We start from the raw sequence: 22,820 nt of genomic DNA on the forward strand, positions 1-22,820 counted from the left end.
GTTTATGCTAGTTTATATAGGGGTAAGAGTTCTTTAAATACAACTTCAACTTTATTTAAAAATTCAGCAGGCTTCATCGAGATTGCTTCCTCTCTAGGAATGTGGAAACCACATAAAATCTCAGCCTTTTTAACCTTCTGTAATCGTTCAAACATATCTTTTAATTCATCTTTTGATAAATCTCTATGTACTTTAGCTTCAGGTTTTGTATGATCAGTTGACCAAACAAACTCACCTGGTGTTGATTTGTATAATTCATCTATTTTTGCCTCAAGTGTTTTTCCGTAATCATCTTTATTAGGAGCTTCATAAATAACGGCGAACCAAATAAAAACATGAGTCTCCCATAAGCCAATTTGGAAATGGGGAAGCATTTTGTACCCTCGATTGTTGCTAGCGAATGCTACCCAAGTATCCTTAGGTGGATTAATAGTTCTTCTAGCATGTTTGGCAACATGAGCATACATTTCATTGCCAGTAAGGTTAGCGAGAGTAGGAGAAAAGTGATTACCTAAATACTCAAGTTTTGGTCGAATAGTGTGGATTAAAGCCTCCATTCTATCTTCCAGACCATCTATGTGGAATACTTCAAAATCTTCATTAGTAAAACCTGTAAACTCCATCTATATACCTCCTAGGGGATTTGTCAGTATTGTAGCATAATAAATTTAAAACCTAAAACTAGTTTGCCTACCAAGAACTGAAATGCTTGTATCATTCTAACTGAAGCTTTGTAAACACCTAATTGAATAGGTTTCTCTAAGGTTCTAAAAAAATAAAAAATAAAAAAATACAGGTTATGAACAAAATGGTTACAACAATACAAGGTTCTTCATATTATAATATCAAAAATAATTTGAAAAGTTTGAAAAGTAAAGAGTGAAAGGGGGCACCTCTTGTGAAACAAGTGATGAATTCTTTAAAAAAGAAAGCAGTCGAAAAAGAAAGAACAGCAGTATTGAGATTAGAAATGGACTATGAATTAGCACTTTTATTTGAAGCAATGACAGAAAACAATGAAAAACAAAAAACGAAAAGTATTGAAAAATTGGAAAATATCCGAAGTGAACTAATTAAATTAAAAGCTTTTTAGAAAAGAGTATAAGGAGAACTTCGGAAATAATGAGTAGTTATTATAGACCCAATCCTGGTTAATTACGAACTCCACATCCAAGTAGGGGTTCGTTTTATTTTACCAGGTAATGTATCACAACATTTGGAAAGTATATATGTTGAAGGAAGACTTGCTTTACTATAATCTAAATACAAGCTCTACCCTTTCCAATCAAGCTATTTACATAAATAAATATATAAACGTCTTAATAATAAGCCTTATAAACAAACAAAGGATGTTGATGATGAATGTATTGGGTTGAAATTGATAATTACGCCAAACAGTGGATAAAAGAAGCAGGGACAAGAATTAAAAAATCGTTTGATCAAACATTGACGATTGAAACAAAGTCCAATGCCAATGATCTTGTCACCGATATGGACAAAGATACAGAGCAATTCTTTATTTCAAAAATTAATGAAACATTTCCTGAACATAAAATTTTAGGTGAAGAAGGTTTAGGGGATGAACTTGAAGAACTAAAGGGAATTGTTTGGATTATAGATCCTATAGATGGAACTATGAATTTTGTCCATCAACAACGTAATTTTGCTATATCAGTCGGAGTATATGAAGATGGCGTAGGAAAGATTGGCTTAATTTACGATGTGGTCCATGATGAGTTATACCATGCTATTGAGGGTAATGGAGCGTATATGAATGATTTACGTTTAAAGCCTTTAAAGGAAGTTCCTATAGAAGAAGCGGTAATAGGATTAAATTCTACGTGGGTCATTAAAAACAAGAGGATTGATTCTAATTTATTAGCACCGCTAGTAAAAGCGGTTCGCGGGACGAGATCTTATGGTTCTGCTGCCATGGAGATGGCTTATGTGACAGCGGGAAGATTAGATGCCTATATTACATTACGTTTGTCTCCATGGGACTTTGCGGCTGGCTTAGTATTAATTAAAGAAGTGGGAGGAGTAGCAACTACTCTTAACGGAAAACCGATAAATTTATTGGAACAGAATTCAGTTTTTATCTCTAAACCTGGTTTTCATCAAGCTGTATTAAAGGAATTCCTCAATAATGGTGAATGGTGAACTTAAATATCGAGACTTGTCTCATCAAGATATTCCTTTTTTTCTAGAGCTAGCTCGGGAAAATAAAATATGGAGAGAGATTGAGTTAAAAGGCGAAAAGCTTGAAAACTATATAGAGACTTATAGTTATTTGAATGGTGAGTGGAGATTATGGACCCTTCAAAAAGATTTTATTGGAGTAAGTTTTCATACAAAATTAGCTCCTTCAAACGGTAAGCCTTGGTTCGGGACACTAATCATAACAGTAAAATTTCAAAAGCAAGGAATCGGCAAAGCAATAATCGAGAAAATAACTTCAGAATTAAAAGAAGAAGGAATGAATGTCATATTTGCGGGAATTCCTTTTGACCAGTACAATTGGATTGATTTTTTAGGAAAGTGCTCTTTTGAACAATTCAAAATAGAAAAAGATGACCAAGGGAATTCCTATTTAATAATGATTAGACCAATTCAATAGCGAAAAAACGATTGGTTACGCACCAATCGTTTTTTTTTCGTCTCATTATAAAAGTCCCTGTTCACGCATTTTCTTTTTTGTTTTAAAGCCAAATCCCATAACTACAATTAAAGCAACAATAGCGGCTGCAATGCCAAGGAAGCTTCTAAAACTTATGGCAATTCCAATTCCCATCATACATGCTGCAGAGGCAATTGCAAAAAATAATAAGGGCCATTTAATTTGATTCATGTGGGTAAACCTCCTTGAATGGAGTAAATTAATAGAAATTTTAAGAGAATTAGCTTCTAATTTACGTTTAAACATCATAAATATGCTATTCTTTACTATTTTACACAAAAATCTTTTAGGTTTCCACTTTAATTATGGTATAATGTTTCAGTTAGTCAAAAGGATTCGATTTAAATGAAAAAAGTCTTCTGAAATTAGCTAATCATTATTTTTTATAAATTAGGTAGGAGTGAATTTTTTGAAAATTAGAGAAGATATTCGCAACATCGCAATTATTGCCCACGTTGACCACGGGAAAACAACCCTAGTTGACCAGCTGTTAAAGCAATCCGGAACTTTCCGTTCGAATGAGCATGTTGAAGAACGTGCAATGGATTCGAATGATTTAGAAAGAGAACGTGGAATTACAATCTTAGCTAAAAATACGGCTATTCAATATAAAGATACTCGTATTAACATTCTAGATACACCAGGACATGCTGACTTTGGTGGAGAAGTAGAACGTATCATGAAAATGGTTGATGGTGTACTTCTTGTTGTAGATGCATATGAAGGTTGTATGCCTCAAACACGTTTCGTTCTTAAAAAAGCTTTAGAACAAAACTTAACACCAATTGTGGTTGTAAACAAAATTGACCGTGATTTTGCTCGTCCGACTGAAGTAATTGATGAAGTACTTGACTTATTCATTGAACTAGAAGCAAACGAAGAGCAGCTTGAATTCCCAGTTGTTTATGCTTCAGCTATTAATGGTACTGCAAGTTTAAATCCTGAAAAGCAAGATGAGAATATGGAATCATTATACGAAACAATCGTAGAACATATCCCTTCACCAGTTGATAATCGTGAAGAGCCATTACAATTCCAAGTAGCTTTATTAGACTATAATGACTATGTAGGGAGAATTGGGATTGGTCGTGTATTCCGTGGAACAATGAAGGTTGGCCAACAAGTTGCCTTAATGAAGTTAGATGGCTCTGTAAAGCAATTCCGTGTAACTAAAATATTCGGTTTCTTTGGTCTAAAACGTCAAGAAATTCAAGAAGCATATGCGGGTGATTTAATCGCTGTTTCAGGAATGGAAGATATTAACGTTGGTGAAACAGTTTGTCCATCTGAACATCAAGAAGCACTTCCTGTATTAAGAATAGATGAGCCTACACTTCAGATGACGTTTGTAGTAAACAACAGTCCATTTGCAGGTAGAGAAGGAAAATACGTAACTTCTAGAAAAATCGAAGAGAGATTACGTGCTCAGCTTCAAACAGATGTAAGTTTACGTGTAGATAATACGGACTCTCCAGATGCATGGATTGTATCAGGACGTGGTGAGCTCCACTTATCAATTCTAATTGAAAACATGCGCCGTGAAGGTTATGAGTTACAAGTATCAAAACCAGAAGTTATCGTTAGAGAGATTGATGGAGTCCGTTGTGAGCCTGTAGAACGTGTTCAAATTGATGTTCCAGAGGAGCACACAGGTTCAGTAATGGAGTCAATTGGTGCCCGTAAAGGTGAAATGGTTGATATGATTAACACTGGTACAGGAACAGTTCGTTTAATATTTATGGTTCCTGCTCGTGGTCTAATCGGCTATACAACTGAATTCTTAACGTTAACTCGTGGTTATGGAATCATCAACCATACTTTCGATAGTTATCAACCAATGGCTTCTGGCCAAGTCGGTGGAAGACGTCAAGGTGTTCTAGTATCAATGGAGGCAGGTAAAGCTTCTACTTATGGGATTATGGGCGTTGAAGACCGTGGTGTAATCTTCGTAGAACCTGGTACAGAAATCTATGAAGGTATGATTGTTGGAGAGCATAATCGTGAAAATGATATTACTGTTAATATCACTAAGGTTAAGCAAGCAACGAATATTCGTTCTGCAAACAAAGATCAAACAACAACAATGAAAAAACCAAGAATCATGACTTTAGAAGAAGCTTTAGAGTACTTAAATGAGGACGAGTATTGTGAAGTAACTCCTGAATCTATTCGTTTACGTAAGAAAATATTAGATAAAAATGAGCGTGAAAGAATCGCTAAGAAAAAGAAATATGCTGAAATGAACTAGGGCTCCAAAAAGGGGGAGTAGAGGACTATGAACGTAACCGAACGCCTATCTTTTTTTGCTGCACTTTTTAAAGTAGATGATAATCCTACTACAGGTATGTGGTGGCTATATATAACAATTGTTATTTTATCCATCATTGTCTTCAAGTTAGGATTTGCGAAAAAATTACCGTTAGTGAAAGCTGCGGTAATTTACCTCTTTTTAATACTTGGCTGTACCGTTTTAACATTTTTAGGTGTGTTTTTACCTGTAGCTGAAGGGTTAGTTGTTGCGGCTTTAATATTAATCATTTATAAAATCCGTCTGAACCAAGAGAGAAAACAAAAGGGAAATGAGACCGCATGAATTCTCTTCAAGATGCATTATATAATTGGCTAACTATTAAAGTAGTTATTGACGAAAGACCAGATGACACAGCTGCTGTTGAAACAGAAAATATGTTTTACAAGATGTTAACGGAAGACCATGCCCTTAGCAACATTGAAGTGACTAAGGATGATGTAATGTATTATGTTCATTATGATCAAAACGGGGATCGCAAGAAAAATAGGTTCCCTTGTGAGTTGATTGATGTTATGTTAGAACAAATCAATGATGAACCAGAAAAATACATTAATTATCCGACAGAATAAAAAAATCCACTCGCTACCGAAGGCGAGTGGATTTTTTATATAGAAAGTAAGCTGTAATTCCAAGAATGAGGCTATAGATGATATGCCCTAGCGTCCAGTAGAAAAAAGCGAGCATATCTGTTATAGCGGGGACAGCTTGAATAGCTAGCATAGAAAGCGGAAAAAACAAGAAAACGGTTGGAAAGGTTATAAAAATAGCCAATCTTAAAAATTGATTTGCTTTCTGCGCTTTTGTTTTTTCAATCAAGCTCAAATATACATAGCATAATAATATAGAAAAAATTAGATGAAAAATAAATTCACCTATTTCCCCCCACCTTATTTCATTCAATAGTGGGATAAAGTCAATATTAAGCAAAAGTGTATAGACTTTAATTGTTGTGAATGATTCCACTATCTTCAGTAGGAATCCAAGGAAACAACCAGACACAACCCCGAGAATGAAGGATGCTTGAATTTTACCACTCATCTTCTACTTGTGCCGGTTTATACAAATTAAAATTTCCGGTAGCAATTCTTTCGTTTGTACGTCTAGTAATTCTCTCCTCGCAATCTTTACACATAAATGTGTGAATAGGTCGGTTACGAAGTCTTTTTGCTTGAACAGAATCATCAATAATGGATTCAATTTTATCACATAAAACACATTTGACTCTCATATGGTAACACCTCTAATTTATAATTCGACAATTTAAGTTTATTTCATTAATCTTACAGTAAAAGTTGTAATCATAGGAATGTTTAATTTCAGCAGTTTATAATGGAGCGGAAATGAACAATCAAAGATATTAACTATATTATAGTATAACATGTATAAGGAGGGGAATCTCTTTTCCAACGTGAAAGTGTTTAAAATGTTGAAAGATAAGGATAGTAGTTATATGATAAAGGTAGTTCTGAAGGAGGGAATGGGATGGCAAACCAAGTTGAACCAAAGTTAATTAAACCATTATATGATGTATTACAAAAAGAGCGCTTTGTCACTTTATCTACAGTGGATTTTGAATCAGGAGGACCGAATGTTAGTGCAATTTCTTGGGTGCTAGCAAAGGATGAAGAAACGATTTATTTTGCTGTTGATAACCGTTCAAGAATCATCCAAAATATTAATCAAAACCCATTAGCAGTTATTAACTTAATTGCGAATGAATCTACATATGCTGTTACGGGCACAGCTTCAGTTAAAGTTGAAAAATTAGATGAGGTTCCTTTAAAACTAGCATTAGTCGAGATTAAAATTAAAGAAGTTCGTGATGTTATGTTTTATGGATCAAAAATCACTGTGGAACCTGCATATGATAAGACCTATGATAAGGTTGCAGCAAACCGTCTAGATACACAAGTAATGGATGCAATGAGAAAAGCTTAGTCCCGTTTGGACTAAGCTTCTTTAAATTTATTAGAGACGAATTTAATTTTGTTCGTTTCTGTTTTCTTTATGGTGTTTAGATTGTTTTTGCTGATTTTTTTCAAGCTTTTGGCTTTCGCTTGTATTGAGTTTATTTTTAGGCTTCTCAAGGGACTCTTTCGGGTTAGGGTCAACGATATCTGCTGGAATCTCTGGCATTAAACGCCCAGCGATATCCGCAAGTTCATTCATAATACCTTGAACAGGCTTACCGCTTTGAATATCCTCTGAAATTTCCCTTAATCTAGCATTTAAATCAGGATCTGCAATAACAATTGCATTTGCACCATGGGGATCTTGTTTTAAGCTTTCAGCTACAGAGTATTTAATCGCCCCTACTTGAGAGCGTTCAATATCTTTATCCACATCGATTCCAACTACAGCATATCTCCCTAGTACAACGGCAGTTGCATCATGAACGTTTGGTCGACTCGAAGCAAGCTCAACCAAGTGGCGTGAGATTTCCTGTCCAGTTTGTCGGTCAACAACCGGTATCGTACTGTCTTTTACACCAACTGTACGTCTACCTTGTGCCTCACTTTGATTATTTTCCCCAGCTTGATTGTTAGTGCCACACCCCGCTAGAAGGGCAATGGATAAGATAGCAAAGAATAACTTTTTCAATTCATAATCACCCCTTAAAAGTAAAATACACAAAATTATCTTCCGAAAAGGATTTATTCTCTATTCGGCCAAAACACTTATCAATAAACAGCCGCTAAAAAGATTTTTTAAAATATATAGGGTTCATTACTGATTATTGTGCAAAATTTCTTCTATCTTTATTCTAGAAAACATATATTTTACCAAGAGGATAAGCCATCTGGAAGAAAGTACTAAATTTTTGCTAGACAGACATTAATAAAGACCCAAGAGGAGCAGGAGGCATCAGATTGAGTAAAATTTACGTGTTAGATACCAACGTCTTGTTACAAGACCCGTATTCCATATTTTCATTTGAAGAAAATGAAGTAGTCATCCCAGCTGTTGTTCTTGAGGAAGTCGACTCAAAAAAGCGATATATGGATGAAATCGGAAGAAATGCAAGACAAGTATCAAGGTTAATTGACAACCTGAGGCAAACCGGGAAACTTCATGAGAAAATCCCTCTTGAAAATGGTGGGGTATTACGAATTGAACTGAATCATCGTTCTTTTCATCAGCTCCAAGAAATATTTGTGGAGAAGACAAATGATAATCGTATATTAGCTGTTGCAAAAAACCTTTCATTAGAAGAAGAAACAAAAGAAGATGGAAGAAAAGTGGTGTTAGTTAGTAAGGATGCACTAGTTCGAGTAAAGGCAGATGCAATTGGACTTCATTCTGAGGACTTTCTAAGTGATAGGGTAATTGAAAATGATCATATTTATACAGGTAATCTCGAGGTATATATAAATGTCGATTTGTTAAATCGTTTTTATGAAAAGGGCGAATTACCTTTATCGGAAATCTCAAACCATCCCTTCTATCCTAATCAATTTTTAATTATGAAGGATGCTCTTGGTTCCTCTGCCTCTGCAATCGGAATGGTTGATCCAAGAGAAAAGAAAGTAAAAAAACTCATTTTTGATCATGACCACATATGGGGAATACGTCCAAGAAATGTCCAACAAACGATGGCGATGGAACTGTTATTAAGAAAAGACTTGCCATTAGTTACTCTTATTGGTAAAGCAGGGACAGGGAAAACGTTATTAGCTTTAGCAGCAGGGCTTATGCAAACAGAAGATTTTAGAGAATATAAGAAGTTGTTAGTAGCAAGGCCGATTGTACCTGTTGGTAAAGATATTGGCTATTTACCTGGAGAAAAAGAGGAAAAACTTCGTCCATGGATGCAGCCTATTTATGATAATCTAGAGTATTTATTTAATGTAAAAAAGCCGGGTGAATTAGATGCTATTCTAGCTGGAATGGGATCAATTGAGGTAGAGGCTTTAACCTATATAAGAGGGAGAAGTATACCTGAACAATTTATTATTATTGATGAGGCGCAAAACTTAACTAAACATGAAATAAAAACAATCCTCACTCGTGTGGGTGAAAAGAGTAAGATTGTTTTAATGGGAGATCCTGAGCAAATCGACCATCCGTACCTGGATGCTTATAATAATGGCTTGACTTATGTTGTTGAAAAGTTTAAGGATCAATCCATCGCTGGGCATGTAAAACTATTTAAAGGTGAGCGATCAGGTCTTGCTCAATTAGCGGCCGATATACTCTAGAAATTGAAGTATAAAACCTTAACTACAAGATACAACAGTTTTTTAATAGGATATTTATTAAGGCGGCTCTAACGAGAAAAGGGGCCAAATTTGGTCCCTTTCGCGCGCCGTTCTTATAGATTTTTAACTTTTATTTCTTGATCCGAAGAAAGTGCTTACTCGACTCGAAACGCTTTTACACTTTTAATTGGGTTCTTCTCATTAGAGCCATCCCCATAATAGATATGGACAGGTCCACCGTCCTTCAATGGCTTTCCTTCCTTTGAAAAACCTAAAATCAGGTTTTCGCCCTCTTCTAGTGGAAGCTTCATTTCTCCATCTTCTAGTTCAATGAATAAGTACTTTGCATCTTCATTTATCCCTGCATTCTTCAAAAAGGGCTTTAAAGGAAGCCCGAAGCTGCCTGTCAAAACTTTCTCTTTTTCAAACTTTTTTTCAGTAGCTAAGGTAGGTGGGTAGACAGCACCTTCCATAATCTCACGGTCCCAGTGTTTGGAGATTGACTTTTTATATTCTTCCAGGTCGTCTCGATCTTCATTTGAAGAATGGAAAAAAGTATTTAAATCCACTCTTCTATCATCAAAAATCCATACACCAGGATCTAAAGTAATATTAAACGTTACATTTCCTTTAATCATGATAATATTTTCCATAAAATAAATTGCCTCCTAAACATGTCCCTAAACAGAGTTACTAATATATAGACATTTTTTTTCTTACATTGTTATGCCTATTCCTGAGTATAACGATAAAGTTGAAAAAAGTCATATTTCTCGTGTAAAATAGAAGAATTTTGGGAACTCCTAAAATAGTTAAAAATCATAGTCCCAAAAAACTCTTGATTACTTCTAATTTCTAAAAAAAGAATTGAGCGAATAAATGATGGTGAAACTTAGTTAAGGGGTAAACATAGATGACATGTAAAACGAATGAACATTTAGAAGAGTTAATTGCAAGTGTTAGACATTACACCCAATTTGGAAAGGTTGCCGATTATATTCCCGCTTTAGGTAAAGTAAATGGTCAAGATTTATCAATTGCTATATATGACGTAAATTCAGGTTGTTTATATGCAGGTGATTATCGAAAAAAATTCACATTACAAAGTGTATCAAAAGTATTGTCCTTGGCTTTAGTACTAATGGATAGAGGAAAAGACTACGTATTTGAAAGAGTGGGAATGGAACCAACAGGTGATCCTTTTAACTCCATATCTAAGTTAGAATCCTCTATTCCTTCAAAACCACTAAACCCAATGATTAATGCAGGCGCGCTTGCTGTAACGGACATGATTATAGGTGGGAGTTTAGAGGAGAGATGGAAAAGATTATTAACTTTTATTAAGGAATTAGGAAATGATATCGAAATTGAGTGTAATATGGAGGTTGCCCAATCTGAATTTGAAACTGCTTATCTAAATCGTGCACTATGTTTTTTCATGAAACAGCATGGTATTATCCAAGGGGATATAGAGGAACTAATGGACTTGTATACTAGACAATGTGCGATTGAGATGGATTGCTTTGATTTAGCTAGAATTGGTGCTGTCTTTGCTTTAAACGGGAATGATCCAGAAAGTGGTAAACAATTAATACCTAAGGAAATTGCCCGTATTTGTAAAACATTTATGGTTACGTGTGGAATGTATGATGCTTCGGGTGAGTTTGCAATGAAAGTAGGGATTCCTGCAAAAAGTGGTGTTTCAGGTGGTATTCTAGGAGTGGTACCAGGAAAGCTAGGAATCGGTATATTCGGTCCATCCCTAGATGAGAGAGGAAATAGTGTAGCGGGATTGAAACTATTGGAGAAATTAGCAAATGAGTATGATTTTAGTATATTCTAGTAAATGTTGGGTCTTAAATAAGTAAATTAGATTCATTTGTCAATTGTATTTCCCCTGATAATTCTTGCATTTTCTAGGCCTTGCGTTTAAAATTTAAGGATAGGATAATCGCTCGGAAACGGGGGGATCAATGTTGGCGTCCGAAATGATAATCGATCACAGTGAAAAGGCAAATGCCCTACTAAAGGCTGATGCTGATAAAATATTAAAGCTAATTAAAGTGCAGATGGATAACTTAACTATGCCTCAATGTCCGTTATACGAAGAGGTACTAGATACACAAATGTTTGGTTTATCTAGAGAAATAGATTTTGCTGTTCGTCTAGGTTTAATTGAAGAAAAGGATGGTAAAGCCATTCTTGCCGAACTAGAAAAAGAACTATCAGCTCTACACGAAGCATCACAAAGAAAATAAACAAAAAACTCAAACACCTTTTTATGGTTGTTTGAGTTTTTTTATAAATAAATTTATACTAATCTATACTCAAAGTAGGTGGAAGCTTATATTACAAAACGGTTACTTATTGGCTGAAAAGATGGGTTTCCTTTAAGTCTAATGATAGAATAAATTAAATAAGGTTTATTATATAAATTGAGGTCTGATAATCTAAAATGTTAGCTAGCTTTAAATTATGTATCATAATTAATAAAAAGTATAACACTTTTGTGTAGAAAAGTCAGAAATAATGTGTTACATTTAAATTGACTTTTCTTCTCTTTAAATGAAGGATATTTAATACTATCGTAGAATAAGTAATACAACGAGAAGATGAGGAAGAGATAGCATGTTCAAAAAAATAATAAAATCATATGATTATTCCCTAATATTAGTCGTACTTCTACTATCGGTATTTGGTCTGGTAATGATTTATAGCGCTAGTATGGTCACTGCCATCCAAAGGTATGGCTATGAGAGTTCTTTCTTCTATGACAAGCAAAAATTACATCTCATAGTGGCGGCTTTTGTGTTTTTATTTTTTGCATTGATGCCGTATAAAATTATGTTGAGTAATAAAATCCTTATTCCAATGGTGTTCGGATCTCTTGGAGCATTATTACTCATAAAGGTTTTTGGTCATGTTGCAGGTAATGCACAGAGCTGGTTTAAACTAGGTACTTCAAGTATTCAGCCTGCGGAATTTGTAAAGATTAGTATGATTATTTATTTATCAGCTGTCTATGCAAAGAAACAAACATACATAAATGAGTTTAACAAAGGGGTCATACCTCCTTTAGTTTATTTAATCTTAGCTTGTTTCCTAATTGCTTGGCAGCCAGATTATGGAACAGCTGCTCTTATTGTTATGATTGCAAGTACGATTATCATTGCATCTGGTATGAATATAAAAAATATGCTCAAATTGGCGGGATTAGGTACAATCCTTTCAATCCCCTTGCTCATATTCTTGAAGGATAAAATCTTTTCTGATGTAAGAATGGGGAGATTTATCTCCTTTATGGATCCTTTTGCTGAAGGTGTAGCAAATAAAGAGGGCTATCAAATTATAAATTCATACATCGCACTTGGTGCAGGTGGTGTCAAAGGATTAGGTTTAGGTCAAAGTATTCAAAAACTAGGATATTTACCAGAACCACATACGGATTTTATTATGGCTGTTATTGCTGAAGAATTAGGGCTTTTTGGGGTGTTATTCGTATTATTCTCACTCGGGTATATCGTATTAAAGGGGATATATATTGGCTTAAAAGGGAAAGATCCATTTGGTAGTTTACTAGCTATCGGGATTTCTAGCATGATAGGTATTCAGTCTTTTACCAACCTTGGTGGATTATCAGGTGTTATTCCATTGACTGGGGTACCCCTACCATTCGTTAGTTATGGAGGATCCTCTTTGCTGCAGCTTTCAATTGCTATGGGGATATTAGTAAATGTTTCAATGTTTGTTAATTATGAAAGAAAATATAAGAATAAAGATAGTGTTAAGCAGCAAGCTAACCAAGAAAATACGGTAACTGGCAATGCTATTCAATTTCGTAAGTAAGCGCTCAGGTATTCCTAGCGCTTTTAATATAAGTCTCATTCACCATTTAAATTGGAGAATGTAGACCAATATATGTAGAAAATACAAAATTTTTCGAAAGTGTTCTATATTAGGTAACTAGTGAAATATTTTTATTTCATGTACTTACCTATACTATCGCACTCTAATTAATTGACGCGTTAATTCTGTTCTTTATTTCAATAGTGAATTAGGGGACATACTATATAGAATAAGATGAGGTGTTTCTTTTGAGTAGAAGAATCAACAAAGTACTAGTAGCTAACAGGGGAGAGATTGCTATTCGCGTATTTCGCGCATGTACCGAATTAAATATTCGTACCGTAGCAATCTATTCTAAAGAAGACTCCGGTTCCTATCACCGTTATAAAGCTGATGAAGCTTACTTAGTTGGAGAAGGAAAAAAACCTATTGATGCTTATTTAGATATTGAAAATATTATTGAGATAGCAAAATTAAGTGACGTTGATGCCATTCATCCAGGGTATGGTTTCTTATCAGAAAATATTCAATTTGCTAGAAGATGTGAAGAAGAAGGCATTATTTTTATTGGACCAAAATCTAAGCATCTTGATATGTTTGGGGATAAAGTAAAGGCTAGATCCCAAGCGCAGTTAGCGAATATTCCAGTTATTCCTGGTTCAGACGGTCCAGTTAAAGGCCTAGAGGAAGTGGTCAGTTTTGGTAAGCAACATGGATTCCCGATTATTATAAAAGCATCTCTAGGGGGCGGAGGTCGAGGCATGAGAATTGTCCGAAGCCCAGAAGAAATAAGAGAGTCTTATGATCGAGCGAAATCTGAAGCTAAAGCCGCCTTTGGCAATGATGAAGTGTATGTAGAGAAGTTTATTGAAAAACCAAAGCATATTGAAGTCCAAATTATTGGTGATAATAGCGGGAACATCATTCACCTTTTTGAACGTGACTGTTCTGTTCAAAGAAGGCATCAAAAAGTAGTAGAGGTAGCACCATGTGTATCCATTTCAAGTCAGTTACGTGATGATATATGTAATGCAGCTGTAGAGTTAATGAAAAATGTAGACTATATAAATGCAGGTACGGTAGAATTCTTGGTCGCGGGGGGTGAATTCTATTTCATCGAAGTTAATCCACGAGTACAAGTAGAACATACCATTACAGAAATGGTTACAGGCGTGGATATCGTACAAACACAAATATTAGTAGCAGAAGGACATCATTTACACTCTGAAGTGATTGGAATACCGAAGCAAGAGGATATTAAAATCAATGGCTATGCTATACAGTCTCGTGTAACGACTGAAGATCCATTAAATAATTTTATGCCTGACACGGGTAAAATCATGGCTTATCGTTCAGGTGGTGGGTTTGGTGTACGTCTTGACGCAGGTAACGGATTCCAGGGAGCAGTTATTACACCGTACTATGACTCATTATTAGTCAAATTATCTACTTGGGCTATGACTTTCGAGCAAGCGGCAGCAAAAATGGACCGAAATTTACAAGAGTTCCGTATCCGTGGTATAAAAACAAACATTCCATTCCTAGAGAATGTAGTAAGGCACCCTAATTTCATATCAGGTGAGTATGACACATCTTTCATTGATAAAACACCTGAATTATTCCTGTTCCCAGTTAGAAAAGACCGTGGTACAAAAATGTTATCTTACATCGGTAATGTGACTGTCAATGGATTTCCGGGAATTGAGAAGAAGAAGAAACCTGTATTTGAAAAACCTCGTGTACCAAAAGTAGGTAGTATAGAGTTTGCAAAAGGAACTAAACAAATTCTAGATGAGCAAGGTGCCGATGGATTAGTTAAATGGATTAAAAATCAAAAAGAAGTATTATTAACAGATACAACTTTTAGAGATGCACATCAATCATTATTAGCTACTCGTGTTAGAACAACGGATATTAGTCACATTGCTGAACCTACTGCAAAGCTTTTACCAGAGATGTTCTCCTATGAAATGTGGGGTGGAGCAACGTTTGATGTTGCCTATCGATTCTTAAAAGAAGATCCATGGGATAGACTACTAACTTTAAGAGAGCAAATACCAAACGTATTATTCCAAATGCTTCTAAGAGCATCCAATGCTGTTGGATATAAAAATTACCCTGACAACGTTATTCGAGAGTTTGTTGAGAAATCAGCACATACAGGAATAGACGTATTCAGAATATTTGATAGTTTAAACTGGGTTAGAGGGATGGAAGTAGCGATTGACGCTGTTAGACAGACAGGTAAAATCGCTGAAGCTTCTATTTGTTATACGGGTGATATCTTAGATCCGAGTAGAAGTAAATATGACTTAAATTACTATAAGAGTATTGCAAAGGAATTAGAGCAACAAGGTGCACATATTTTATGTATTAAAGATATGGCTGGTTTATTAAAACCACAGTCAGCCTACAAATTAATCTCTGAGCTAAAAGAGACAATTGATATTCCTATCCACCTACACACTCACGATACTAGCGGAAATGGTATTTACACCTATGCTAAAGCGATTGATGCAGGAGTAGACATTGTAGACGTTGCTTTAAGTACAATGGCTGGACTAACTTCACAACCAAGTGCAAATACACTCTATTATGCTCTAGAGGGAACAGACAGAAAGCCAAACGTAAACATTAAATCACTCGAACAATTATCTTATTATTGGGAAGATGTTAGAAAATACTATAGAGATTTTGAAAGTGGTATGGTCGCTCCACATACGGAAGTATATGAGCACGAAATGCCAGGAGGTCAATATAGTAACTTACAGCAACAAGCTAAGGCAGTCGGGTTAGGAGACCAGTGGGAACAAGTTAAAGAAATGTACTCTCGCGTAAACAAAATGTTTGGTGACATCGTTAAAGTTACTCCGTCTTCCAAAGTAGTAGGTGACATGGCACTATATATGGTTCAAAACCAATTATCTGAAGAGGATGTTCTAACTAGAGGGGAAAACCTTGATTTCCCAGACTCAGTAGTTGAGCTATTTGAAGGGTACCTCGGTCAGCCATATGGTGGATTCCCTAAAGAATTACAGAGAGTCATCTTAAAAGGGAGAGAACCAATTACAGTTCGTCCTGGAGAACTTTTAGAAGAAGTGAATTTCAATGAAATTAAAGAAGAACTCTTTAAAGAACTGGCTCGCCCAATTACAGATTTTGATGCAATCGCATATGCCTTATACCCTAAAGTGTTTAAGGAATATACAAATATCGTAGAACTATTTGGAGATATTTCAGTACTAGATACTCCTACATTCCTTTATGGTATGAGATTGGGAGAAGAAATTGAAGTAGAGATTGAAGTTGGTAAAACATTGATTGTTAAGCTCGTTTCTATTGGTCAGCCTCAAGCTGATGGAACGAGAGTAATCTATTTCGAGCTGAATGGCCAGCCACGTGAAATTGTTGTTAAGGATGAAAGTATTAAATCAACAGTAGCAACGAAAATGAAAGCAAATCCAAAAGATGAAAACCATATTGCTGCATCTATGCCAGGTACAGTCATTAAAGTATTAGTAGAAAAAGGGGAGAAAGTGGAAAGAGGAGATCACCTCATGATTACGGAAGCTATGAAAATGGAAACCACTGTTCAAGCACCTTTCTCTGGAGTAGTAAAAGACATCTATGTAGCTAATGGTGAAGCAATACAAACAGGTGATTTATTAATTGAGTTGTCTAAATAGTAAATAAAACAAATAAAAAGTTGCGGCCAATTGGCTGCAACTTTTTATTTATTATCTTTTTTATGGAGTCATGGAAGTTGGCTTAGAATTAACTTCTGTATTTCCTAATGACTTTTCATTCTTCTTACTTCTAGACACTAGTAAGATGAAATAACTTAAAACACCGAATAAACAAGAGATGAAAAACGCATGAGAGAGAGCAATATAAAGATTTAGTCTAGTCAGAACAACTAATGCTCCTGACATAACTTGAAGTGAAACTAAGGTAAAGGCTATAATTGAACCCCAGTACACAACTTTTTGGTGTTTATAGTGTTTAATTGCTAGATAGGTAATATAACCAATCCAAATAAAGATTAAACCAGCAGCAAAGCGGTGTCCCATTTGAACCCACTCATAGAAGTTTGTTGGTAGCCCAGGTTCTGAATTTATACATAAAGGCCAATCCCGGCAAACTAAACTAGCATTTACGTGGCGAACTAACGCCCCAGTATACACTACGATATAACTATATAAGCTCACTCCAATAATATGTTTCCTTAATCTACTATCAATGATAAGTTTTTCAGCTTCAAATCTTTTATCTACTTCAAAAATTAAGAGAGTTAATAGCAATACTGCAGAAAATGAGATAAGCGAGATTCCGAAATGTAGGGCAAGTACAAAATCAGATTGCCCCCAAACTACAGCAGCAGCTCCTATTAGCCCCTGAAGGACTAAGAAAAAGAATGACAACAATGATAAAAATTTAGTTTCCCTAATATGGCCGATTGCTTTCCATGTCCAGACAGATAAGATTAAAACCATAATCCCAACTCCACCTGAAACGACGCGGTGTGCAAGTTCTATAACCAATTCTGGGGTAATATCCGTTGGAATTAATTGTCCGTTACATAATGGCCATGATCGTCCACATCCCATACCGGATTCTGTTTTAGTAACAAGTGCTCCTCCTAATAAAATGAGTAGCATTCCAAAAGTTGTTAACACAGCAAACCATTTTAGTGCACGTTGCAAGTAATCACCTTCTACTATTAATTAATAATCGGAGATATAAAAAATTCTAATATATATTTAAAATCCTTCTTTGGAAATAAAAATATAGTGAATAAGGTAAAATACTCTTTTTATCCACCTTTTCGATAGTACACAATATTAATCGAATTTACAACAATAAAAAATATCAATGTAATTATATTAAAAAAGGTTGAAACTTGGGAAGGAGTTTGCTAGAAATATATAGGGGGTATATGGTATTGCTGATTTCTAGGGGCAATAGTCGTAAGTGGCATGAAGGATTAAGCATATATAATATGAAACGACAAAAATTATATCGGATTTTACGAATTGCTATTTTACAAAAATATCCTCATGTTCCTGTAATTTTATAATTAGGTCACAAATTATTCATAAATATTTCAAAAAAAATTCACAAAAACCTTTGAAAGTGTGATTTAATATACAGGAGGAATACATGTTTTTCGACATAATTCTTTAACAATATTACTACAATTTAGATAGTGAAAATATTTCATTTCTAAATTTTTATCCTTATCTTTATATTGTATATAGCTTTAGATGTGGATAAGTAGTATAGTTGTTATAGTTTGTTTTTTTATGACATTAGTTTATTTCCTATTATTCTTGATGATGTGGGTGTTAGTATTTGTTACCGCTACCATTTTATTATGGATTCTTGAAGGTACTTCTGCCACGGTTAGGATTATAGGATGGCTATTTATCGGTTAATATGGATACAAAGAATGAAAGTTGATAAAAAGGGTTTAAATTAGATGTTCTGTGCTCTACAATATCTAACTATCATGTTTGTGTCTATGTTAAATGTCACACTCAATAATTTTGTTAGGGGATTCTTTCTTTACTAGAGAAATAGTAAAGAGAATTTATCTATAAATTTTTTTGATCAAACAATTCAAAGAAATATTTCACGAAAGAGGGGTTTGATTAAGCTATGAAAAGGCTTGCGAAATGGCGTCTGTTTTCACTTTTTACGATCATGACGCTCATTCTCTCCGGTTGTGGTGAACCGTTCCTATCAACGTTAAGACCAGCCGGTGAAGTTGCGAAAACGCAATATGATTTAATGCTGTTATCTACAGCAATTATGGTGGGAGTAATTGTTGTTGTAACACTGATCTTCCTTATTGTTATTTTTAAATTCCGTCGTAAAGATGAGAAAATTCCAAAACAAGTAGAGGGAAGTCACACTTTAGAGATTATCTGGACAGTTATTCCGATTATCTTACTTTTAATTCTTGCTGTACCAACTGTTACATCTACATTTAAACTTGCAGATGTATCACCAATGGAAGAATTAAATGAAAATGGTGAAAGAGATGTGCTCGTAGTAAATGTACGTGCAAATCTATATTGGTGGGAGTTTGAATACCCTGACCAAAAAATCGTTACATCCCAAGATTTAGTAGTCCCAACAGGTGAAAGAGTGTACTTCAACATTAAAGCTTCTGATGTTAAACACTCATTCTGGATTCCTGCTGTCGGTGGTAAAATGGACACAAACACTGACGGAGTTAACAAATTCTGGTTAGAGTTTGACCAAGAAGCTGCTAATGAAGCAGGAGACTTATTCTATGGTAAATGTGCTGAGCTTTGTGGACCTTCACATGCTCTAATGGACTTTAAAGTTAAGGCTTTACCTCGTGCAGAGTTTGACCAATGGGTTACTGCAATGCAAGATGTAGAAGATCCAGCTAAAGCTGAAACACCTTTAGCACAACAAGGTCAAGAAATCTTTAACAACAGCTGTATTGGATGTCACGCTGTTACACCTTCTAACAGTGCGCCTGAGGCGGCTCGACTTGCACCTAACTTATCTAACTTCGGTGAGCGTTCTCGTATCGCTGGTATTTTAGATTACAATGAAGAAGAATTAAAAAATTGGTTAAGAGATCCTGAAGTATACAAACCAGGTAATAAAATGACTGGAACATATGGTCAATTATCTGAAGAAGAATTAGATGCTCTTGCTGAGTATTTAATGAACTTAAAAGTTCAGGATTAATTGGGGAATTGTTTGAAAGGGAGGTAAAATTGTGAGTACCTATACTCAGAAAAAAGGGTTTGGTGCGACGCTTTGGGACTATTTAACAACAGTAGACCATAAAAAAATCGCCATCCTTTATCTAATAGCTGGTGGTATCTTCTTCGTCCTTGGTGGACTAGAAGCTATGTTTATCCGTATTCAGCTTGCTGTACCGAACAATGATTTTGTAAGTGCTGGTTTATATAACGAAATTTTAACCATGCACGGTACAACAATGATATTCTTGGCAGCGATGCCTTTAGTGTTCGCATTTATGAATGCCGTTGTGCCTCTTCAAATTGGTGCACGTGACGTTGCATTCCCATTCCTAAACTCATTAGGATTTTGGTTATTTTTCTTTGGTGGTGTGTTCCTTAACCTTTCATGGTTCTTAGGTGGAGCACCTGACGCTGGTTGGACTTCTTATGCTTCTTTATCATTAGCATCTGAAGGTCACGGTATTGATTTCTATACGCTAGGATTGCAGATTTCCGGAGCGGGTACATTAATCGGTGGTATTAACTTCTTAGTTACAATCATAAATATGCGTACTCCTGGTATGACTTATATGCGTATGCCATTGTTTACTTGGTCATCGTTTGTAGTTTCTGCACTTATTCTATTTGCATTTCCTCCATTAACAGTTGGTCTTTTCTTAATGATTTTCGATCGACTATTTGGAGCTAATTTCTTTGATGTAGCCAACGGTGGTAACACAATTATCTGGGAGCATTTATTCTGGATTTTTGGTCACCCTGAAGTTTATATCTTAATCTTACCTGCATTCGGTATCTTCTCTGAGATCTTTGCAACGTTCTCTAGAAAACGTCTGTTTGGTTACTCTTCAATGGTATTTGCAACTGTGTTAATCGGTTTCTTAGGATTCATGGTATGGGCTCACCACATGTTTACAACTGGTTTAGGTCCAATCGCTAACGCTATTTTTGCTGTTGCTACTATGGCAATTGCAGTACCAACGGGTATTAAAATCTTTAACTGGTTATTTACGATGTGGGGTGGAAGTATCTCTTTCACAACTCCAATGTTGTATGCCATTGCATTCATTCCATCATTCGTAGCAGGTGGAGTAACTGGTATCATGAACGCAGCAGCTTCTGCTGACTATCAGTTCCATGATAGTTATTTCGTAGTAGCTCACTTCCACTACGTTATCGTAGGTGGGGTAGTACTAGGATTATTAGCTGGAACTCACTTCTACTGGCCAAAAATGTTTGGAACAATGTTAAATGAATTCTTAGGTAAAATTACTTTCTGGTTATTCTTAATCGGTTTCCATTTAACATTCTTTATTCAACATTTCTTAGGATTAATGGGTATGCCACGTCGTATCTTTACATTCTTACCAGGTCAAGGTTTAGAAACAGGTAATATGATTAGTACAGTTGGTGCATTCTTCATGGCTGTAGCAGTTGTTATCTTACTAATCAACGTTGTTATTACTCAAGTTAAAAATGTTCAAGTTGGAAATGATCCTTGGGGTGATGGCCGTACACTTGAGTGGGCGATTCCTTCTCCACCTCCATTCTACAACTTTAAGCAACTTCCATTAGTTCGTGGTTTAGATGCTTACTGGTTAGAAAAAATGGAAGGTAAAAAAGGTATGACACCAGCTGAACCAATTGGTGACATTCATATGCCAAACTCTTCATTTATTCCATTTATGATTTCATTTGGACTATTTGTAGCTGCATTTGGTGCAATGTATCGTGTGGATTACTCTTGGGGCTTACCGGTATTAGTAATTGGTATGTTAATTACTATCCTGTCTATGGCGGTCCGTTCTGTTAAAGACGATCACGGATTCCATATTCACAAAGAAGATTTAATGAATGATGATGATAAAGGGGGTAAGGCATAATGGCAGCTGAAGAAAAAATGACTTTAGAAACATGGCCAGCTTCGCCTGAAAAACAAACCCTCGAGGGAAAAAATAAATTTTTAGGTTTCTGGTTATTCTTAGGGGGAGAGACAGTTCTTTTCGCTTCTCTCTTTGCCACTTACCTTGCTTTAAAAGATAAAGTTCCTAGTGCAGAGCACGCACTTGCTAAGGATTTATTTGAATTACCACTAGTATTTGTAGCAACAATGCTACTTTTAACAAGTTCATTAACAAGTGTTTATGCAATGTACCATATGAAGAACTTTAACTTTAAGAAAATGCAACTATGGTTAGGAATCACTGTTCTACTAGGATTAGCATTCTTATTGCTTGAAATTTATGAGTTTAATCACTATGTTCATGAATTTGGGCATACATTTACTAGTAGTGCCTTTGGTTCGGCATTCTATACATTAGTTGGATTCCATGGTGGTCACGTTGCTTTCGGTTTACTTTGGATTACAACATTAATGATTCGTAATTCAAAAAGAGGATTAAACCTTTACAATGCTCCGAAGTTCTATGTTGCAAGCTTATACTGGCACTTCATTGACGTTGTTTGGGTATTCATCTTCACAGTAGTATATTTAATGGGAATGGTGGGATAAACTGATGGCGAGTCAACAAACGAACTCAGGTAACCCAAGAGTAGACATTGAATATCGTCGCAAAAAAAGTGCAGAGGAAATGAGACACCAAATTATCTCATTCGCTCTAATGATATTCTTAACACTTGTAGCATTCGTAGCTGTAGGATATGAAGGATTTTCTAGCTGGTTCATTGTTCCTTTCATCTTGCTATTAGGATGTGTTCAAGTAGTTTTCCAATTGTATTATTTCATGCATATGAGTCATAAAGGGCACGAAGCTCCTGCTTTATTCCTATACTCTGGCTTATTAGTAGGATTAATTACAATTCTTGCTTTTGTAACAATTGTTTGGATCTAATAACAAAGTAAAATCGGCTTTTTAAAAGCCGATTTTATTTTTGTCATTTTATTGTTTATCCATTCTTATGGAGTTGTTATCACCGAAATAGTTAAGAAAATAAAGGAAGTTTTGTTTCATTGTTTACCTGCTTTTGATAGAGTATAATTAATAGAGAATGTTCAATCTTTATGTATGAACATATATTTA

At 35.3% G+C, this 22,820-nt stretch carries 22 protein-coding genes; 16 read left to right on the plus strand and 6 right to left on the minus strand.

The features are described from left to right. Positions 1 to 2: 2 nt before the first annotated feature. Entirely contained in the window at positions 3 to 623 is a 621-nt protein-coding gene (locus tag SM124_RS02610; RefSeq protein ID WP_322444930.1) for a YktB family protein, read from the minus strand. A gap of 275 nt (positions 624 to 898) precedes the next feature. On the opposite strand from SM124_RS02610, the gene SM124_RS02615 reads away from it, so the two are divergent. The 3 genes from SM124_RS02615 to SM124_RS02625 all read left to right on the plus strand — a co-directional run bounded on the left by SM124_RS02615 (position 899) and on the right by SM124_RS02625 (position 2,617). After that, positions 899 to 1,093: a YkzI domain-containing protein gene (locus tag SM124_RS02615; RefSeq protein WP_322444931.1), complete on the plus strand. Its 195-nt coding sequence runs from the start codon at positions 899 to 901 to the stop codon at positions 1,091 to 1,093. Between the two features lie 269 nt (positions 1,094 to 1,362). After that, positions 1,363 to 2,160 carry an inositol monophosphatase family protein gene (locus SM124_RS02620; RefSeq protein WP_322444932.1) on the plus strand — a complete coding sequence of 266 codons (798 nt, stop codon included), beginning with the start codon at positions 1,363 to 1,365 and terminating at the stop codon, positions 2,158 to 2,160. Continuing rightward, complete coding sequence (locus tag SM124_RS02625) at positions 2,147 to 2,617, plus strand: GNAT family protein (protein ID WP_322444933.1); 471 nt, start codon at positions 2,147 to 2,149, stop codon at positions 2,615 to 2,617. The genes SM124_RS02620 and SM124_RS02625 overlap by 14 nt, the downstream gene beginning before the upstream one ends. A gap of 45 nt (positions 2,618 to 2,662) precedes the next feature. Here SM124_RS02625 and SM124_RS02630 read toward each other — a convergent pair whose 3' ends face one another. Then, positions 2,663 to 2,848: a YlaF family protein gene (locus SM124_RS02630; protein ID WP_322444934.1), complete on the minus strand. Its 186-nt coding sequence runs from the start codon at positions 2,846 to 2,848 to the stop codon at positions 2,663 to 2,665. A gap of 238 nt (positions 2,849 to 3,086) precedes the next feature. On the opposite strand from SM124_RS02630, the gene typA reads away from it, so the two are divergent. The 3 genes from typA to SM124_RS02645 are packed head-to-tail and all read left to right on the plus strand — an operon-like array spanning position 3,087 to position 5,557. After that, positions 3,087 to 4,925 carry a translational GTPase TypA gene (typA, locus tag SM124_RS02635; protein ID WP_322444935.1) on the plus strand — a complete coding sequence of 613 codons (1,839 nt, stop codon included), beginning with the start codon at positions 3,087 to 3,089 and terminating at the stop codon, positions 4,923 to 4,925. Positions 4,926 to 4,952: 27 nt separating this feature from the next. Continuing rightward, the gene (locus SM124_RS02640) at positions 4,953 to 5,270 is read left to right on the plus strand and encodes a YlaH-like family protein (RefSeq protein ID WP_322444936.1); all 318 of its coding nucleotides are present in this window, start codon (positions 4,953 to 4,955) and stop codon (positions 5,268 to 5,270) included. Continuing rightward, positions 5,267 to 5,557 (plus strand): hypothetical protein, encoded by a 291-nt coding sequence (locus SM124_RS02645; protein ID WP_322444937.1) that lies wholly within the window; start codon positions 5,267 to 5,269, stop codon positions 5,555 to 5,557. Before SM124_RS02640 ends, SM124_RS02645 begins: the two co-directional genes overlap by 4 nt. 458 nt (positions 5,558 to 6,015) lie before the next feature. On the opposite strand, the gene SM124_RS02650 is transcribed toward SM124_RS02645, so the two are convergent. Beyond that, on the minus strand, positions 6,016 to 6,216 hold the full coding sequence (locus SM124_RS02650; protein ID WP_322444938.1) for a YlaI family protein: 201 nt from the start codon (positions 6,214 to 6,216) through the stop codon (positions 6,016 to 6,018). 254 nt (positions 6,217 to 6,470) lie between these two features. Here SM124_RS02650 and SM124_RS02655 point away from each other — a divergent pair, with 254 nt between their 5' ends. Further along, positions 6,471 to 6,926: a pyridoxamine 5'-phosphate oxidase family protein gene (locus SM124_RS02655; protein WP_322444939.1), complete on the plus strand. Its 456-nt coding sequence runs from the start codon at positions 6,471 to 6,473 to the stop codon at positions 6,924 to 6,926. A 42-nt stretch (positions 6,927 to 6,968) separates the two neighbouring features. On the opposite strand, the gene SM124_RS02660 is transcribed toward SM124_RS02655, so the two are convergent. Then, positions 6,969 to 7,589, minus strand: coding sequence for a YhcN/YlaJ family sporulation lipoprotein (locus SM124_RS02660; RefSeq protein WP_322444940.1), 621 nt, complete (start codon positions 7,587 to 7,589; stop codon positions 6,969 to 6,971). A gap of 269 nt (positions 7,590 to 7,858) precedes the next feature. On the opposite strand from SM124_RS02660, the gene SM124_RS02665 reads away from it, so the two are divergent. After that, positions 7,859 to 9,187 (plus strand): PhoH family protein, encoded by a 1,329-nt coding sequence (locus SM124_RS02665; RefSeq protein ID WP_322444941.1) that lies wholly within the window; start codon positions 7,859 to 7,861, stop codon positions 9,185 to 9,187. A gap of 155 nt (positions 9,188 to 9,342) precedes the next feature. Here SM124_RS02665 and SM124_RS02670 read toward each other — a convergent pair whose 3' ends face one another. Then, on the minus strand, positions 9,343 to 9,840 hold the full coding sequence (locus SM124_RS02670; protein ID WP_322444942.1) for a molybdopterin-binding protein: 498 nt from the start codon (positions 9,838 to 9,840) through the stop codon (positions 9,343 to 9,345). A gap of 260 nt (positions 9,841 to 10,100) precedes the next feature. Between SM124_RS02670 and glsA the strand changes: the two genes are divergently transcribed. The 4 genes from glsA (at position 10,101) to pyc (ending at position 16,719) form a co-directional block, all read left to right on the plus strand. Beyond that, positions 10,101 to 11,030 (plus strand): glutaminase A, encoded by a 930-nt coding sequence (glsA, locus tag SM124_RS02675; RefSeq protein ID WP_322444943.1) that lies wholly within the window; start codon positions 10,101 to 10,103, stop codon positions 11,028 to 11,030. 133 nt (positions 11,031 to 11,163) lie between these two features. After that, positions 11,164 to 11,445 (plus strand): Fpa/YlaN family protein, encoded by a 282-nt coding sequence (locus SM124_RS02680; RefSeq protein ID WP_322445042.1) that lies wholly within the window; start codon positions 11,164 to 11,166, stop codon positions 11,443 to 11,445. A 370-nt stretch (positions 11,446 to 11,815) separates the two neighbouring features. Beyond that, entirely contained in the window at positions 11,816 to 13,033 is a 1,218-nt protein-coding gene (locus SM124_RS02685) for an FtsW/RodA/SpoVE family cell cycle protein (protein WP_322444944.1), read from the plus strand. Positions 13,034 to 13,281: 248 nt separating this feature from the next. After that, complete coding sequence (pyc, locus tag SM124_RS02690; RefSeq protein WP_322444945.1) at positions 13,282 to 16,719, plus strand: pyruvate carboxylase; 3,438 nt, start codon at positions 13,282 to 13,284, stop codon at positions 16,717 to 16,719. A 60-nt stretch (positions 16,720 to 16,779) separates the two neighbouring features. On the opposite strand, the gene SM124_RS02695 is transcribed toward pyc, so the two are convergent. Beyond that, on the minus strand, positions 16,780 to 17,736 hold the full coding sequence (locus SM124_RS02695) for a COX15/CtaA family protein (protein ID WP_322444946.1): 957 nt from the start codon (positions 17,734 to 17,736) through the stop codon (positions 16,780 to 16,782). A 955-nt stretch (positions 17,737 to 18,691) separates the two neighbouring features. Here SM124_RS02695 and coxB point away from each other — a divergent pair. The 4 genes from coxB to ctaF are packed head-to-tail and all read left to right on the plus strand — an operon-like array spanning position 18,692 to position 22,631. Further along, a complete protein-coding gene (gene coxB / locus SM124_RS02700) occupies positions 18,692 to 19,762 on the plus strand; it encodes a cytochrome c oxidase subunit II (protein WP_322444947.1) in 1,071 nt (356 codons plus the stop codon). A 31-nt stretch (positions 19,763 to 19,793) separates the two neighbouring features. After that, positions 19,794 to 21,662: a cytochrome c oxidase subunit I gene (ctaD, locus tag SM124_RS02705; RefSeq protein ID WP_407691366.1), complete on the plus strand. Its 1,869-nt coding sequence runs from the start codon at positions 19,794 to 19,796 to the stop codon at positions 21,660 to 21,662. After that, on the plus strand, positions 21,662 to 22,291 hold the full coding sequence (locus tag SM124_RS02710; RefSeq protein WP_322444948.1) for a cytochrome (ubi)quinol oxidase subunit III: 630 nt from the start codon (positions 21,662 to 21,664) through the stop codon (positions 22,289 to 22,291). Before ctaD ends, SM124_RS02710 begins: the two co-directional genes overlap by 1 nt. Before the next feature lie 4 nt (positions 22,292 to 22,295). Continuing rightward, complete coding sequence (ctaF, locus tag SM124_RS02715; RefSeq protein ID WP_322444949.1) at positions 22,296 to 22,631, plus strand: cytochrome c oxidase subunit IVB; 336 nt, start codon at positions 22,296 to 22,298, stop codon at positions 22,629 to 22,631. Positions 22,632 to 22,820: the final 189 nt, after the last annotated feature.

This window comes from Robertmurraya mangrovi, from assembly GCF_034427655.1.
GTDB lineage: Bacteria > Bacillota > Bacilli > Bacillales > Cytobacillaceae > Robertmurraya_A > Robertmurraya_A mangrovi.

Excerpts from the sequence above, each read along its gene's own strand:
- SM124_RS02610 (WP_322444930.1), bottom strand. The coding sequence starts at position 623 with ATGGAGTTTACAGGTTTTACTAATGAAGATTTTGAAGTATTCCACATA.
- SM124_RS02620 (WP_322444932.1), top strand. The coding sequence starts at position 1,363 with ATGTATTGGGTTGAAATTGATAATTACGCCAAACAGTGGATAAAAGAA.
- SM124_RS02625 (WP_322444933.1), top strand. The coding sequence starts at position 2,147 with ATGGTGAATGGTGAACTTAAATATCGAGACTTGTCTCATCAAGATATT.
- SM124_RS02630 (WP_322444934.1), bottom strand. The coding sequence starts at position 2,848 with ATGAATCAAATTAAATGGCCCTTATTATTTTTTGCAATTGCCTCTGCA.
- SM124_RS02640 (WP_322444936.1), top strand. The coding sequence starts at position 4,953 with ATGAACGTAACCGAACGCCTATCTTTTTTTGCTGCACTTTTTAAAGTA.
- SM124_RS02645 (WP_322444937.1), top strand. The coding sequence starts at position 5,267 with ATGAATTCTCTTCAAGATGCATTATATAATTGGCTAACTATTAAAGTA.
- SM124_RS02650 (WP_322444938.1), bottom strand. The coding sequence starts at position 6,216 with ATGAGAGTCAAATGTGTTTTATGTGATAAAATTGAATCCATTATTGAT.
- SM124_RS02655 (WP_322444939.1), top strand. The coding sequence starts at position 6,471 with ATGGCAAACCAAGTTGAACCAAAGTTAATTAAACCATTATATGATGTA.
- SM124_RS02670 (WP_322444942.1), bottom strand. The coding sequence starts at position 9,840 with ATGGAAAATATTATCATGATTAAAGGAAATGTAACGTTTAATATTACT.
- glsA (WP_322444943.1), top strand. The coding sequence starts at position 10,101 with ATGACATGTAAAACGAATGAACATTTAGAAGAGTTAATTGCAAGTGTT.
- SM124_RS02685 (WP_322444944.1), top strand. The coding sequence starts at position 11,816 with ATGTTCAAAAAAATAATAAAATCATATGATTATTCCCTAATATTAGTC.
- coxB (WP_322444947.1), top strand. The coding sequence starts at position 18,692 with ATGAAAAGGCTTGCGAAATGGCGTCTGTTTTCACTTTTTACGATCATG.
- SM124_RS02710 (WP_322444948.1), top strand. The coding sequence starts at position 21,662 with ATGGCAGCTGAAGAAAAAATGACTTTAGAAACATGGCCAGCTTCGCCT.
- ctaF (WP_322444949.1), top strand. The coding sequence starts at position 22,296 with ATGGCGAGTCAACAAACGAACTCAGGTAACCCAAGAGTAGACATTGAA.